The 14,846-nt window shown below is 72.6% G+C and carries 11 protein-coding genes and 1 pseudogene; 1 reads left to right on the forward strand and 11 read right to left on the reverse strand.

Annotated features, from left to right (window positions below):
* Positions 1-164: 164 nt before the first annotated feature.
* The 5 genes and pseudogenes from H3C53_06960 to H3C53_06980 form a co-directional block, all read right to left on the reverse strand.
* Positions 165-818 carry a hypothetical protein gene (locus H3C53_06960; protein MBW7916405.1) on the reverse strand — a complete coding sequence of 218 codons (654 nt, stop codon included), beginning with the start codon at positions 816-818 and terminating at the stop codon, positions 165-167.
* Between the two features lie 417 nt (positions 819-1,235).
* On the reverse strand, positions 1,236-2,600 hold the full coding sequence (locus H3C53_06965; GenBank protein ID MBW7916406.1) for a LysM peptidoglycan-binding domain-containing protein: 1,365 nt from the start codon (positions 2,598-2,600) through the stop codon (positions 1,236-1,238).
* A 314-nt stretch (positions 2,601-2,914) separates the two neighbouring features.
* Positions 2,915-3,576 (reverse strand): annotated as a pseudogene (locus H3C53_06970) (isocitrate lyase/phosphoenolpyruvate mutase family protein).
* Positions 3,577-4,272: 696 nt separating this feature from the next.
* Entirely contained in the window at positions 4,273-4,686 is a 414-nt protein-coding gene (locus H3C53_06975; protein ID MBW7916407.1) for a type II toxin-antitoxin system VapC family toxin, read from the reverse strand.
* Complete coding sequence (locus H3C53_06980; protein MBW7916408.1) at positions 4,683-4,961, reverse strand: type II toxin-antitoxin system VapB family antitoxin; 279 nt, start codon at positions 4,959-4,961, stop codon at positions 4,683-4,685. The genes H3C53_06975 and H3C53_06980 overlap by 4 nt, the downstream gene beginning before the upstream one ends.
* A 499-nt stretch (positions 4,962-5,460) precedes the next feature.
* On the opposite strand from H3C53_06980, the gene H3C53_06985 reads away from it, so the two are divergent.
* Positions 5,461-6,525: a site-specific integrase gene (locus H3C53_06985; GenBank protein MBW7916409.1), complete on the forward strand. Its 1,065-nt coding sequence runs from the start codon at positions 5,461-5,463 to the stop codon at positions 6,523-6,525.
* A gap of 41 nt (positions 6,526-6,566) precedes the next feature.
* Here H3C53_06985 and H3C53_06990 read toward each other — a convergent pair whose 3' ends face one another.
* The 6 genes from H3C53_06990 to H3C53_07015 form a co-directional block, all read right to left on the reverse strand.
* Positions 6,567-7,955 carry a glycosyltransferase family 2 protein gene (locus tag H3C53_06990; GenBank protein MBW7916410.1) on the reverse strand — a complete coding sequence of 463 codons (1,389 nt, stop codon included), beginning with the start codon at positions 7,953-7,955 and terminating at the stop codon, positions 6,567-6,569.
* Entirely contained in the window at positions 7,952-9,172 is a 1,221-nt protein-coding gene (locus tag H3C53_06995) for a HEAT repeat domain-containing protein (GenBank protein MBW7916411.1), read from the reverse strand. Before H3C53_06995 ends, H3C53_06990 begins: the two co-directional genes overlap by 4 nt.
* A complete protein-coding gene (locus H3C53_07000; protein ID MBW7916412.1) occupies positions 9,172-10,038 on the reverse strand; it encodes a response regulator in 867 nt (288 codons plus the stop codon). The genes H3C53_06995 and H3C53_07000 overlap by 1 nt, the downstream gene beginning before the upstream one ends.
* A gap of 142 nt (positions 10,039-10,180) precedes the next feature.
* The gene (locus tag H3C53_07005) at positions 10,181-11,005 is read right to left on the reverse strand and encodes a biotin--[acetyl-CoA-carboxylase] ligase (protein MBW7916413.1); all 825 of its coding nucleotides are present in this window, start codon (positions 11,003-11,005) and stop codon (positions 10,181-10,183) included.
* Positions 11,002-14,394 carry a chromosome segregation protein SMC gene (gene smc, locus H3C53_07010; protein ID MBW7916414.1) on the reverse strand — a complete coding sequence of 1,131 codons (3,393 nt, stop codon included), beginning with the start codon at positions 14,392-14,394 and terminating at the stop codon, positions 11,002-11,004. The genes H3C53_07005 and smc overlap by 4 nt, the downstream gene beginning before the upstream one ends.
* 13 nt (positions 14,395-14,407) lie before the next feature.
* Positions 14,408-14,722, reverse strand: coding sequence for a MerR family transcriptional regulator (locus H3C53_07015; protein ID MBW7916415.1), 315 nt, complete (start codon positions 14,720-14,722; stop codon positions 14,408-14,410).
* Positions 14,723-14,846: the final 124 nt, after the last annotated feature.

Here is a 14,846-nt window from a genome sequence, read left to right on the forward strand (position 1 = left end):
CGCTCCGCACGACCTTCACCAGGTGCGGGCGCCCCGTCCAACCTGCTTCCAGGTCGTTCCTTGGGCGGCTCGGTGTGGCTGACCGAGGGGCCACGCGGGGACGGCGGTGGTCGGGCGAGCCTCGCGGACCGGGTCCTATGTGTCTTGGTGTCTGTTGGCGGTCGTCACGGCTCGGACACTAGCGCCCGCGCCCTCGCCTGCTCGAAGGCATCGGCAGCGGTGCGCACGGGCAACGCGAGCGCCATGTCAACCTGCTCCCGTGCCTCGGCATCTCGGCCGAGCCCGAACAACACGCGAGCGTACTCGACTCGCAAGTTGATCTGCAGCGGCGCGGCGGCAACCCCGCGCTCGATCATGGGTAGGACCTTGTCGCGCCTGGCACCGAACAGCCAACCGACGCCGAGCTCGGTGAGGGCGTAGTGCCAGGAGGCGTAGGAGACGAGGGCGTCGGCGTTGTCCGGATCGAGGTCCAGCGCGCGCTCGAACAGCTTCCTCACGTCTCCGGCCATCCGTGCTCTGGCGAGAGCTCCTTGGTGGAAACCAGCTTCGCCCTTGGCTCGCGCCAGGGCCATGGTGGCGGTCGCGGCCCACGGCCCGTTCGGCTCGAGCTCCAGGCTCCTCAGGGCCGCCGTTTGGGCGCGGTCGAGCCAGTCACGGGCGGCCGCGCTCTCGGTGGTGAGGTAGACGGCTTGATCGGTGGCCGCGCGCGACGCCAGCAACTGCGCCGTGGCCGTCTGGACGGGCACGGCCTCCTCGTAGGCTGCGGCGAAATCGCCCGCCAGCCACGCGGCGCCGCCTGGTACGCCTTGGTAGGGCACCGGCTGAGCCTGACCCAGAGACACCGTGAAAACGAGAAGCAAGGCCACCGCGAAGCCGCGCACTACCGACGACGTGAGCGAGGGATGTGCGACTGACCGGTGTGACCTTGGGGGCTGCGGGAGTCCTGCCAGCACGCGCGCCAGCTTACCGGCAATCTGCTTTCAAGGGCCTATCGAGTGTGTCAGAGCCGATATGCGCCCGTTCCGCCAGCCACTTGCCCGAGGATCCGGTTGACGCCGCCCTAGACCTCGGCGGACGCGGACGGATCCTCTTGAACCATGGGCTCCGCCCTAAGACGGATTCCCGACGCGATCAGCACCTTCATGACGGTTGCTAGGCTTGGGTTCCCGCTATCGCCGAGCGCGCACTTCGTCTTCTTCCTACCGTGCGCCCTGAGGCGCCGACGCCTTCTCCGCTCAGTCCTTCTGCTGCGGGATGATCAGGACCATGCCGGGGAAGATGAGGTCGGCGTCGTCTATCAGGTGGGAGTTGGCCTCCAGCAGGAGCGGCCACAGAGCACCCTCACGGTAGAAGAACCGCGCGATGCTCGACAGCGAGTCCGCCGGCTGCACCGTGTAGATGCCCCGGGCGCCCGTCAGGAAGGCGACCCGCTGTTGCGCCTCCTCCAGGTCGCCGCGGACCCGGGCGAGTTCCTCCTGGTGTTGGGCGCTGAGCTCGCGCAGGCCTGACTCCTCCTCGGTCAGGCTCTCGAGCTGCCGCGTCAGGTCCGCCGCGCGAGACCGGGAGCGGTCAAGGTCCGAAGCGGCGGTGTCGAGGCGGCGTTCCAGCGCAGCCACGCGCTCGTTCGCTGCCTCGAGCTTCGTGGACAGCTCGTCACGTTCGGCGGTCACTTCCTCGAGCCAATTTCCCGCGGCGGTCAGGGCGGCCTGCGCCTCGTCTCGCTCCCTGGTGATCCAGGCGAGGGCCGCTTCCGCCGCCGAGAGGGCCGCGGTGGTCTCATCGCGCTGCCGCTGCGCCTCGATGAGCTCCGCGCCGGCCGCATCGCGCGAACCGGTTGCCTCGGTGAGCGCCGCGACGGCCTCGTCGGCCCGGCTCTGGGCTCCGGTCAGGGCCGCCTGCGCCGCCTCAGCGGCGGCCTCGGCCTCGTGCTTGCCGGCCTCAGCTGCGGCAAGCGCCGTCTCGGCCGTCTCTAGCTTCCCTTGGGCCTCGGTGAGCGCCGCCTGCGCCGCCTCCGTGGCCGCTTCGGCGGCCCGCTTGCCCTCGTCCGCCTCAGCTAGGGCGATCTGCAACCCCTGGCGTTCCGCCTGGCCCGAGGTCACCAGCTCTTCGGCGTGCGCCAGCGCAGCCTGCAGTTCGCTGACCTGGGCGGCTGCAGCCTCGTGCTGAGCCTCTGCATCTAGAAGGGCTTTCACCTGTTCTTCGAGCTCCGCGGCGTGGGCCGTGAGCTCGACGTGCCGCGCTTCGAGCGTGCCCAACTGCTCTCTTAGGTCCGACGCCCCCTCGAGGGCTGCGTCGCGGCCGGCCTGCGCCTGCCCCAGCTCTACTGCGGTCTTGGCCGCGTCTGCCTCAGCGGTGGCGAGGTTAGCCTCAGCAGCTGCGGCCGCGGCTTCCGCGGCGGCGCGCGCACCGTCCAGTCGCTCGACATCAGCCTCTAGGGTGGCGACCCTGCCCGCCAGCGTCTGGTTCTGGGCCTCCAGGTCCTTCTCGTGCTGGCTCGGGCCGCAGGCGCCGAGCACCGCGGATAACAGGATGGCCGCGAAAGCCACGGTGAGCCGTGAGGCGCGCCGCCGCGCGCGAGCCTCGTGGTCCTTGCTTCTCATGAGGACATAGTAGTCCGCGATAGGCCGCGGCCGGCCGGAGACGTCCGGAGAGCCACCGAGCAGGCGGAGGGGCCTCCGGTTGACGCGTCACCTTCTACGCGCCGATGCAAGTTGGGGCCGCTAGACACTCACTCGGTGACGGGGGAAGGCGCCGCTTCCGGACTCACCAGCTCGGCCCTTAGACGGATACCCATGGCGGTCAGCACCTTCATGACGGTAGCGAACGTCGGGTCGTGACGCCGGCCGAGTTGAGAAGGGTGCTCGGGTCGTAGCCGCTAGCTCGTGGGCAGCTTGAGCACGGCGTCTGCCCACGGTTAGAACACGGTTGCGGGCAGCGACCCCTGTGAGACCAGCTGTACGGCGGCCTCGTCGAACGCCCGCCAGGCGGTCCTGGCCAGCAGCGAGCCCACGCTGGCGCGACGCACGCCCAGCCGCGCAAGGCGCTCGGTGGTCATGCCTGGCCCGCGGAACAGGACGTTGACGGCCTTGGGCGCCACTGCCTGGACGATGGTGCTCATCTGGTCGTCCTCGGTGATCATGGGAGCGGAGAGGCAGTCGGCGCCGGCTTCGGCGTAGGCCACCAGGCGCGCCACCGTGTCGTGGAGGTCGTTGCGCCCGATGAGGAACCCCTCGGAGCGACCGACGAGGATGATGTGAGGTGGTCGCCTGCGAGGTCCTCGATCGACAGGCCGGCGACCCCGGTGGCAGCGGCGCGCGCCACGTTGGCGGCGAGCTCGTCGGGCTCGTCCGCGTAGCCGCTCTCGAAGTCGGCGTTGATGGGCAGATCGGTGGCCTCGCACAGGTGCTGCAGGTGGCCCAACATCCGCTCGAGACCGACCTCCCTGTCGTTCACGCCGAGTGACCAGGCGTAGCCCGCACTGGTGGAGGCCAGGGCGCGGAACCCGAGCCGCTCGAGGCAGCGCACGCCGCCGTTGTCCCACGGGTTGGGCAGGGCGAAGAAGCCGCTGTCGTGCATGGCTTGGAAGGCTAGGCGGCGCGCGGCGAAGCGTGCGTGATGGTCCTGGTTCACGGCCTCGGCGCCAGACTGGGTTCGGTAGCGCCGCGGCTTGGGGTCATGCCCACATCATGCCCACATCATGCCCGCCGTGCGCGAGTTGCGCGGTGGCCGATGGCCGCAGGGGCCCATTCATCATGCCGAGCGCACCGTGACCTCACGCGTGCGCCTGCCAGGCTCTTGCCGATGCGCGAACTCCACGACCGCCTGATCGTCAGCGCGGGTCAGGCCGGGCTCGCCACCAGCCACGTTCTGGCCCACCGCGGCGTGCCTCACGGGGTGCTCGAGAAGGTGCGAGTGGGGCAGGCGTGGCGGGGGAGACGGGCGAGCTTCTGCCCGGTGACGCCGAACTGGACGATGCGTCTTCCGGAGCGGCCGCATGACGGCGAGGATCCCAGGGCCTTCTGCTCGCGTGTCGAGATCGTGGGCTTCCCCGAGCGCTACGCCCATGCCAGCCGAACCCCGCCCCGCGAGGGCGTCAAAGCTCCATGGCGCCCACGTTCACCCGTTGGGGCACTCCGCCGTGGCGGCGGGCCGCCGCGCCCGCTTCCTCGCCGTCGAGCGTGAGGAACCCTTGGCCATGACCCCGCGCACGGGGCGTGTCAGGGGCTGTTGAGGTCAGATCAGGCTGCCTCGTCACGCTGCGCCGAGCGTGGCCTATGACTCACTTGACGGCGCCACGTAGGAACGCTCGACGTCCGTGTGGACGAAGTCCGACCCGACGAAGAGCAGCGGCTCCGAGGCCGCTACCGCCAGCGCGTACGAGAAGCAGTCGCCGAGGTTCAGCTGGGCGGGGTGTCCGCTCCCTTTGCCGAAGTCGGCGTAGGCACGGCTTGCGATGTTCGCCTGTTCCTCATCGAAAGGCACGATCTGGACGTTCCAGACTTGTAGCAATCGGCCCACTAGTCGGACTTTCTCGGGCGGCAATCGGCGCGTGAGCACGGCGTTGAGCTCCACCGCCGTGGCCGCCGACAGCTTCGGTGCCCCGTTGGCGACGATCAACTCCACTAACCGTTGCGCATCCGGCTCATCGCTGATCACGGCGAGGATGGCCGACGTGTCGAGGATCATGCGGGCAGGCCGGACTCGTCGTAGAGCTCGGACTCGGTGGTGCGCAGAGCATGCCGCTCGCTAGCGGTCAAGTTGGCGCGGATCCGTTCGATCAGACGTTCTGAGCTCTTGACTCGGTCCTCCAGGGAGCCGGACTCGTTCGAGTCGCCCGCGTCCAGTGCCGCCAGTCGTTCGCGCACCGCCACTTCCACGGCCTCGGTCTGAGACGTCCCCGTGCGCTCGGCGAGCTCGCGCACCAGGGCGGTCGTCCGTGGGTTCTTGATGTTCAGACTCATGGTAGAAGTCTACCACTTGGTGGTAGATGCTACATACGAGGGCTGCGAGTCGCTGGCGATACCAGGTTGACGCAGGTGAGGGCGTCCAGCACGGACGTGGCGTGCGGACCGCATGGGAGGATCACGGGCCCGGACCCGGATGGGCGCAAGACTCCCGGTGACATTCCTCTTGGCCGCGCCTCTGGACGGCGACCAGGGCGGCCCGAACGGCGCCAGCGTTCTCGTAATGGGCGAAGGCGCCATGAAGCCCACCGTCATGCGGACGCCTGCCGGCCTTGAGCCTTCGGCGTACAGTCGGTCGCCCGAGCCGATCACGACCCGTACCGTCATGAGCACCAGCGCGTCGACTAGCCCGTGCGTCAGGAGGGCTCGAGTCAGGGCACCGCTGCCGAAGGCATCGGGCCCCGAGCCTTCCGAACCTTTCAGCGCCTGATGAGATAGGTCGGGGAGTATGAAAAACCTGATAACTCGTCTTATCCGACTAAGCTAAGCTACCCCGATGGACCACGCGCTCGACCTCTACAAGGACCGCGGCGCCCTCGCCCGCGCCGAGGCGTGGGCGCAGCTGCCGCCCGAGGAGCTCCGTCGCCGCGCGGCGGCGGCCGCCCGCGACCGCGACGCGGAGCAGCTCTGGGCGCTCACCGAAGCGTACCTGTTCCTGCACGGCTCGCGCGGTGCCAAGGTCAGTCTGCACACGCTGCGGACGTACCGCCGCGGCGTCCGCGACCTGGTCGAGGCGTGGGCGTCGGAGAACCTGCTCCGGCCTAGCCGCGACGCCGGCGTCGTCTACATGAGGCGCCTCGAGGCCGGGAACGGCAGCGCTCCCGCGGAGGTCCCGCGGCGCGGCAGGGCGACCGCTGCGCGAGAGGTGCCCGCGTCGCCCGGGAGGCCGCTGAGCGCCGCGTCCCTGCAGGTGAAGCTGGCCGCGGCCCGCACGCTCTACAAGGCGCTGCGCTGGGCGGGCGCTTCCGACGCCAGGCCGTTCGACGACGTGCGTGTAGCCAAGGACCCCACGCCGCCGTGGGAGAAGCGGCGCCCGTACGCTGACCACGAGGTCGAGGCCCTCCTCGCGCTGGCGAGCGGCGCGGAGAAGGTCATGGTGCTGCTCGGCGCGCACGCGGGGCTCCGGATCGGCGAGATGGCGTCCCTCCGCTGGGACGACCTCGACCTGGAGCGCGGCAAGCTCCGCGTGCGCTCCGGCAAGGGCGGCAAGGCGGCCACGGTCAGCGTCACGCGAAGGCTCCGCGACGCCCTCGCCGAGCTGCGGCTCGTGAGCGCCGGCGGGGGTCGCGAGGCGCACCGGCAGCGCGACGCCGCCCTCGTCCTCCCGTGGGCCGCCGACCACGCGCGTAGGCGGTTCCGGCGGCTCTGCGCACTTGCCGGCGTCGAGTACCAGAACGCCGGCGTGCACGGGCTCCGCCACGGCGCCGGCACGCGCTACTACCGGCAGACCGGCGACCTCGGCCGCGTGGCCGCGCACCTGCGGCACGCCGACATCCAGACGACCCGCATCTACGCCAAGATCGGCGCGGCCGAGATCGGCGACGACATCGAGGACTGGTGAGCGTGTGGCCGGTTCCGGTGCGTCCGTCACGTGGGCGCGCCTCAACCTAGGCTGCGGCGCGTCATCTGGCCCCACTTGCCACGGCTGCTCCCGATCCTGAACATGGCCACGACGCGCACGACCGCCAACCACTGCCTGTACCCGAGGTTCTCCGTGATCACGGCGATGAACATCCGGTAGCGATCGCCCAGGCGCCGCGGCGAGTGCGGTAGCGCCTGATCCAGCGCGGCGCTCGTCAGACCCACGAGCATGCCGTAGAGCACGGAGAGTCCGAGGAAGGCCGCCACGAACGGGGCGTCGAGGTTGCCGGTGAGCCACAACACCAAGATCGTCAGGTAGCCCGTCACCTCCAGGATCGGCGAGACGCCCTCCACGAACCAGGCGTAAGGCAGGGCCACCAGCCCGATGCGGCCGTAACGCGGGTTCAGGAGCATGTCGCGGTGCACCCACAAGGTCTCCCACAACCCGCGGTGCCACCTGTCGCGCTGACTCCTCAACACCTTCGCTTCGTCCGGGACCTGCGTCCAGCACACGGGGTCGATCATGAACTCGAGGCGGTGCTCCAGTCGGGCGTCACGGAAGTGACGGTGAAGCCGAACCGTCAACTCGAAGTCCTCCCCCACCGTGTCCACCCTGAGGCCGCCAACCGCCAGGAGCGCGCTGCGGCGGAAGAGGCCGAAGGCGCCCGAGATGGAGATGAGGCACCCCACCTGGCTCATCGCCGCCCGAGCCGCGATGAACGCGCGCAGGTACTCGAGTTGCTGCCATCGGGCGATGAAGTTGCGTGGCGTCCGCGGCTCCTTCACCGCACCACCCACGACCTTCGCCTCGTTCACGACGCGGATGGTGCCGCCCATCCCCATCAGGCTCGGTACGTCGAGGAAGCGCGTGCCCGCCTTCTGCAGGGCGGCGGGATCGATGAGGCTGTCCGCGTCGGTCAGCACCACCACCGGGTACCGCGCCTGCTCCAGGGCGGCGTTGAGGGCGTCCGCCCTGCCGCCGTTCTCCTTGTCCAGGACGAGTAGGCCCGCGTGGGTCGTGCTGCGCCAGGCGGAGCGCACCGGCGCGTGTTGCGTGAACCTGCGGGGGCCCGGGAGGCTCTCGACGAGGTCGAACGCCTCCTTCAGCACCGTCAAGGTCGCGTCCTTGGAGCCGTCGTTCGCCACGATCACCTCGAACTCGGGGTAGTGCATGGCGAGCAGGCTCTCGAGGCTGCTCACGATCGTGGCCTCCTCGTTGTAGGCGGGGATGAGGAAGCTGACGGGCAGGTAGGTCGAGGCCCGCGTCAGCAGCGTCTGCTCCAGAGCCGACAGGCGCCGCCCGCGCATCAACACCGCCCTGGACGCCAGCGCCAACGCGGCCGCGTTGCTGCCGTTGATGACGAGGAAGGCCACGAGGACGAAGGCCTGCAGGCCGTCGACGACGCTCAAGCGCCTACCCCGGGCGCGGGCCGCGCGGGTTGGGGTCGGGGGATGGAGCCGGTCACCGCGGCGATGTCCCGGGCGAAGGCGTCCTCGTGAGACGCGGCGGCGCGCCGGAGGGCGTCGTCGCCCGGCGGGCCGAGCCTGACCAGCGCCGTGGCCGTCGCCAGGCGCACCTCGTAGTTCGGGTCGCCGAGTAGCCGCCACAAGACCGGCAGGGCAAGCCGCGACGGGGCGCCCACCAGCGCGTGCGCCGCCTGCACGCGAGTGCCGACGTGCGTCGCGTTCGCGGCCGCAGCCACTGCGGCCGTCCCGGCGGGGCTCACCACCCCGATGCGCGCGAGGGCCCGCAACGCGGCTGCCGCCGTCTCCCCCACCAACCCATAGGCGAGGGCCCGCTCCACCAGGTCGCCTGCGGCGGGCGGTTGGACCGCGCCGAGCGCGTCGAGCGCCGCGGCACGCACCGCCTCGTGAGAACCGGCCGCCAGGAGTTCCGCGCAGAGCACCGCGACGTTCTGGCCTCCCGCGCTGATGGCGGCGGCCACGAACGGCCTCGCCGAGTCCGCGTCACGCAACGACCCGGCGTGGTCGCGGATGGTCGCGGCGACGTCCTTGACGGCGGCGTCACCGTAGGGCAGCCGCGCCAGGATCTTGCAGGCGCCCAGCAGGGCGGCGTGCGCTGTCCGCCGCTCGGGACCCCGGGCGGCCTCCACGAACAGCGGCAACGCCTCGAGCGGCGCGATCCACGCCAACCGCTCCATCGCCTCCACGGCCGCCATGCGCGTCCCGCCCCGCCGGGCGGCGACGGCCAGGTCGGCGCGCAGCACGCCCGTTACGGCGAGCCCCACCCGCACCGACTCCGCCCCCTCGCCGACCAGGTCCTGGAGGACCTCCGCCGCCGCCTCCGCCGCCGCCACCCGCTCCGCCGCCGGCACCACCGGGGGTGGCGCGCCGGCGGCGACCTCGCTCCAGGCGCGCGTCCACACGGCGACGGCCGCGGCCCGGTTGCCGAGCGAGTCGCTAGCGGCCGCCAACGACAGGTGCACGAGAGCCACTAGCGTCAACGCCGCACCGGCCCCCGCCAGGGCCACCGTCAGCGACCCCCACGCGGTCGCCACGCTCGCGCCCGAACGGAGCTGCAACACGAGCGTCATCATCGTCACGGTGACGACGGTGGCAGCGACCAGGATGGTCACGAACATCGCCGCGACCCTGGTGCCCGCCATCAGAGCCTCAACGCGTCCAGTCGCTGCCTATCGTCGACGGGTGGCACCACCACCTGCAGGCGTACTCCCTCCTGGCGACCCTGCTCCACCCACCGCACCGCTCGGGTCACGCGCGCCACGAGGCTCCGCATGTCGACGGGCTTGGCCACGATGTCGGCGGCGCCCACCGCGAAGGCGCGCTCCACCTGGTCGGGCCCAGCCAGGTTGGACATCATCACGACGGCCGCCCCGGCGGCGACGAAGTTGGCGGCGTGATCGAGTCCGTTGCCGTCGGGGAGGAAGATGTCGAGAAGCACGGCGGTGGGCCTGGCGCCCGCCGCCAAGGCGGACTTGGCCGACTGGAGCTCCCCGAACTCGGCGGCCTGCCAGCCGGCCCGCTCGAACGCGCGGCGCGCGAGTAGCCTGATGGCAGGCGTGTCGTCGACGATCCAGACACTGGACGTCTCGGTCGCGGCGGGCGCCCGCTCGCGGGGCGGTGGCGTCGCCACCGGGGCCGCCGACGTGGCGGCGTCGCGCGGCACCAACGCTATGCGGTAGGCCCCGGCGGCCGCGGCGAGGGTGGAGACCCTCGCGTCGACCTGCGCCGCCACCAGTACGAGGCGTGGCGGCTGGCCGCCCTTGCCGCCGCCGCGGAGGGCCACGGCGGGGTGCAGGCCGGACGGGAGGTTGGGCAACTCGGCGTCCACGACGACGAGGCCCAGCTCGGTCGTCGCAGCCAGGTCCCGCGCCGTTCGCGGCGTCGGAGCGACGGTCACGGTCCAGCCGGCGCAGGCCAGCGCGTGCCTGAAGGGCTCGGGGTCTCTGCCGGGTGCGAGGACCAGGAGCGCGGCCGTACCGCCGGGGGAAGCGGAACCGACGAGGGACATTGGCGGACGCTAGCTCCACGGGGCACCGGCCGGCAGCCGACTTCCTCACACACGGCGCGCCCAGGTCGCCGTCTGGTGCGGCAAGCGCGGCGTCGGAGCCCGCCGCGACGCCCCGTTCTCGAGCGCCGACCAGCGCGACCGGCTAGCCGACGGCCTCGACGGCCACCACGGTCCCCGCGCACACCGCGATCGGCGCTTCCGACGTCGCGGACGACAACAGCAGGCAGCCGCGCTCGTCGATGCCCCGAGCCACGCCGCTCACGCGCCACCCCTCGCCGGCGCCGGCCGCGGAGCCGGGCACGGGCGCGGCGGTGCCGACCGCCTCCGCGTCGCCCACCGTGACGCGCTTGCCGGCCAACCAGTCGAGGGCCGCGTAGCGCCGCCTCAGAGCGGCGGGGACCGGGACGGCGCCCTCGTCGCTCACCGCCGCGGCCAGCGCGCCGCCGACCGCCTCCAAGACCAGCTCCTCGACGGCCGGCAGCGACCAGGACCGCAAGGCGGTGGCGGTGGGAGGCACGTCGTTCTCGACGTTGATCCCCACGCCCAGGAGGAGGTGCTCCCTCACACGCTCGACCAGGACGCCGCCGAGTTTCCTGTCGCGGTAGTAGAGGTCGTTCGGCCACTTGACCTTGCACCTCGCCCCGGCCGCACCGAGCGCTTCTGCGAGCGCCACCCCGACCGCCAGCGTCAGGCCGGCCCCGCCCGCCGGGAGGCGCGCCGCCGGCGTCACGAACGTCTGATAGCTTCCGCCGTCGCCGCTGCGCCAGCTTCCACCGCGACGACCACGCCCCGCCGACTGCGACCGCGCCCGCACCACCGTGCCGGCCGCATCCACGCCGCTAGCCAGCATGCGCTTAGCCACCTCCTGCGTCGAGTCGACGTCGCCGAGCAGCACGACGCGCCAAGCCGGCGGAGCCGCCGGCGACTGCGCAGCCAATCCGGCCGGACCGTCGCTCTCCGTCGTCACGCGGGCAACTCCGCCTCCTTGCGGATGCTGAAGACGCGGCTGACGCCCTGCTCGGTCGTGATGCCCCACAGGGTCTCGGCGATCTCGAAGGTCGCCTTCTGGTGGGTGATGAGCACGAACTGGGTCCCCTGCGCGGCGAGGCGCGCCACGAACTGGCCGTAGCGGCGGATGTTGGCCTCATCGAGAGGGGCGTCGACCTCGTCGAGGACCGCCACCGGCAACCCGCCACCCTCGTCGGCGATCAGCGAGAACAGGAACGCGAGCGCGCCCATGGTGCGCTCCCCGACCGACAGCAGGTGGAGCGAGTGCGTCTGCTTGCCGGGAGGCTGCAGCCGGATCCGCACGCCCACGGGTCGGCTGCCCTCGGCGTCCACCTCGATGGCGCCTCGCGCATCCGGGCCGAAGAGCTGCTTGACGTGACGCGAGAACGCCGTCTGCAGGCGCTCGAGCGCCGCGTTCAGCCGCGCGCTCGTCTCCTTGTCGATCCGGTCGAGCGTCGACTCGAGCTCGGCGACGGCCAGCGTGGCCTGCACCGCCTCCACCTCGAGGTTCTCCTTGCGCTCCGTCACCTCGGCCAGGTCGATGGCGGCGCGGTGGTTGACGGCCCCGAGCGCATCGAGCTCGTCGGTGACCTCGCGCAGCCGGGCGCGACCGGCGCGCTCGGTGATGTCCAGCGCTTCGATCCCGGCAGGGAACGCCCGCAGCTCCTCCTGCGCCAGCTCCAACGCGGCGTCGCGCCTCGCCGCCTGGAGCCTCACGTCCTCAAGCTCCTGCGCGCGCGTCGCCTGCGCCGCAGTCTCCGCCGTCAACTGCTCCTCGAAGGCAGCCAGCGCCGCGCGCGCCGCGGCCACCTCTCCCTCTTCGGTCGCCAGGTCGGCGGGAACGGCCGCCTGGGCGGCGTCCCTCTCGGTTTCCGCCGCCGCCAGCTCGACCGCCTGCTCGGCGGCGGCCCGAGCGAGCTCCTCGTGTTCGGCCGCCAGCTGGACGGCGCGCGCGGCGCCCGCCTCGTAACGCGAGAGCGCCTCCTCGTGCTGGCGCCACCGTTCCCGCGCCAGAGCCGCCGCCTGCTCGGCCCGGGCGGCCTCGCCGCGCGCCTCGGCGAGCGCCGTTCGCGCCGCGTCGAGCGCGGCGACTGCCCCGTCGAGGTCCGCCTCGGCGGTCGCGACGGCGGCAACGAGGTCGGTAGCGGCTGCGTGCGGCACTTCCGGCAGGGCGGCGGACTCCGCCGCGAGCCGTTCCCGCCGCGAACGCAGGTCGATGAGGAGGCGCTCCCGCCCCGCGCCGCGCTCGCGCGCCTCGGCCAGCGCCAGCGCCGCACCCCGGTTCGCCTCCGCCGCCGTGCGCACTGCCTCGAGCAGCTCGCGCATCACCGCCTGCTCGGCGTTGAGTTGGCGCTGCGCCTCCTGCGCAGCGTCGGAGCTGCTCCGCGCCGCCGCCTCGGCCTCCTCGAGGTCGGCGGCGGCCCCCAGCACCGTGGCGTGCTGCGAGCGCTTGCCGCCGCTCATGGCGCCGCTGGGCTCGACCACGTCGCCCTGCAGGGTGACCAGCCGCGGGCGCGCCCCGGGGCGCCGGGCGATCGCGGTGGCGGCATCGATGTCGGTGACCACGAGCGTGCCACTCAGGAGGTTGTCGAACAGCGTGGCGTACTCCCCGTCCACCTCGATCAGCGCCGTGGCGGGGGCGATGACGCCGGGGTGGGAGGCGCCGGGCCGGCCCCGCTCGCCCTGCGGCCTCAGGAGGTCCAGCGGGAGGACGGTCACGAAGCCGCCCGAGCGCCGCACGTGTTCCAGCACCTTCTTGCCCGCCTCGGCGGTCGCTACCACCACATACTCGGCGCGCCGACCGAGCGCCCCCGCGATGGCCTCTTGGTACTCGGGCGCCACCTTCACCAGGTCGGCGACGGCGCCGATCACGCCTTCGATGCCAGAGGCGAGCGCGTTGCGGGGCCCCTGCGCGAAGCCGCGCCTGGCCTCGAAGGCCGCGCGGCTGCGCGCGGCGGCGGCCCCGCGCGAGACCGCCTCGGCCGCGGCCAACGCGTGGCGTTCGTGCGCGCGCTGCAGCGCCGCGCGCTGGGCTTCGGCCTCCCCCTCCGCCCGTGCGAGGTCCGCGGCGGCGGCGGCCTGGCGCGCGCCGAGCGCTTCCAGGTCGGCGCCGCTCGTGTCGGCCTCCATGGCCGCCACCTGGGCGTCCACCTGGGTGAGTTGCGCCCGGAGCGCCTCGCGGCGCGACTCGAGTGCCGCCCCTTCGCGCTCTACAGTGGCGTGATCGCGCCTCAACCGCTCGAACGCCTCGCGCGCCGCGCGTTCACGATCGGCCGCCGCGGTCAACGCGGCCTCGCGGTCGGCCGCGCCAAGCGCCGCGGCGGCCGCACGTTCGGCCGCCGCCTGCGGCGCCTCGTCGGGCGGGGTTGGCCTCGCGGCCTGGGCGAGCCTGTCGCGCTCCGTGCTCACCGCGCGGGCGCGGGCGGCGAGCGCGTCGGCCCGCTCCGTCAGCCGCTCCAGGCGTTCCTGCGCCAGCCTGAGGTTGCCGCGGCGGTACTCGAGCCGCGCGGCAGCCTCCCTGTAACGCTCCTCCGCCCCGTCGCGGTCGGTGGCGAGCCGCCTGCCGCCCTCGCGGAGGTCGAGCAGCCGCTGCCGACCGTCGGCGAGGGCGGCCTCGAGCAGCCCGCGCCGGCCGTCCAGCTCGGCGATCTCGGTAGCCAGGCCCGCTTCGCGCAGGCGCGCGAGGGTGAACCGCAGGCGCAGTTGCAGGGCGCTCAGCTCGGCGTGGCGCTTGGCGCCGGCCGCCTCGCCCTCCAGCGACCGGCAGCGGGCCGCCAGCTCCGCGAGCACGTCCTGCAGCCGAGCCAGGTGCTGTCCCGCCGTCTCGAGCCGCGCCACGGTCTGGTCGCGCCTGCCGGCGAGCCGGGCCACGCCGGCCGCCTCGGCGACGTGCTCGAGGAGCTTGGCGGGGTCGGCCATCAGCACCTGGCTCACCTCGCCCTGCCCGATGATCGCCAGGCCCGACCGGCCGAGTCCCGTTCCAGCCAAGGCCTCCTCCACGTCCAGGAAGCGTGCGCTGCGCCCGTTGAGGCGTAGGCGCGTGGTGCCGTCACGGTCGATGCTGCGGTAGACCTTCACGCCGGCCCCGCCGTGCTTGAGCTCGAGCTCCACCTCGGCGAGGCCGACCGAGCGCTTTCCGCTCGCGCCGTGGAAGATGAGGTCCGTCTTGTCGGTGGCGCGGAACTCGCGCGCCCGGCCGCCGCCTGTCGTCCAGCGCAGCGCGTCGAGCACGTTCGACTTGCCCGACCCGTTCGGGCCGATGATGGCGGTGACGCCGGGGGCGAACTCGAGGGTGGCGCGGTTGCCGAAGCTCTTGAAGCCCTGCAGCGTCAGCGAAGCTAGTCGCACTCGGGGCGGATCCTCACCCGCGCTCGTCGGGGTCGCCGTCGCCCGGCCGCGGGAGCGCCCGGCCCCTGAGGGTGTCGAGCCGGTCGCGGAGCTGGCTCTGCAGGTCGGTGATCCGCCCCTCCATCGTCGTCTGGAGCTGATCGAGGCGGTGCCGAAGCCGGATTATCTCCTCCACGCCGGCCAGGTTGACGCCCAACTCCTGCGTAAGGCGCCTGATCTCGCGGAGTTGCTCGATGTTGCGCTGCGAGTAGAGTCGCGTCTTGCCCGCGCTGCGGCTGGGCTCGATGAGGCCCTTGCGCTCGTAGAGGCGGAGGGTCTGCGGGTGCATGTCGACCAGTTCGGCCGCGACGCTTATCACGTATAGGGGCTTGTCCTGGTCGATGCCGCGCGGGTCTTCGCCGGCGTCGTCCACCCCGTGGCCGGGGCCGCCTTCCGACACGTCCTCGACGGGT

The organism is Trueperaceae bacterium, assembly GCA_019454765.1.
GTDB lineage: Bacteria > Deinococcota > Deinococci > Deinococcales > Trueperaceae > JAAYYF01.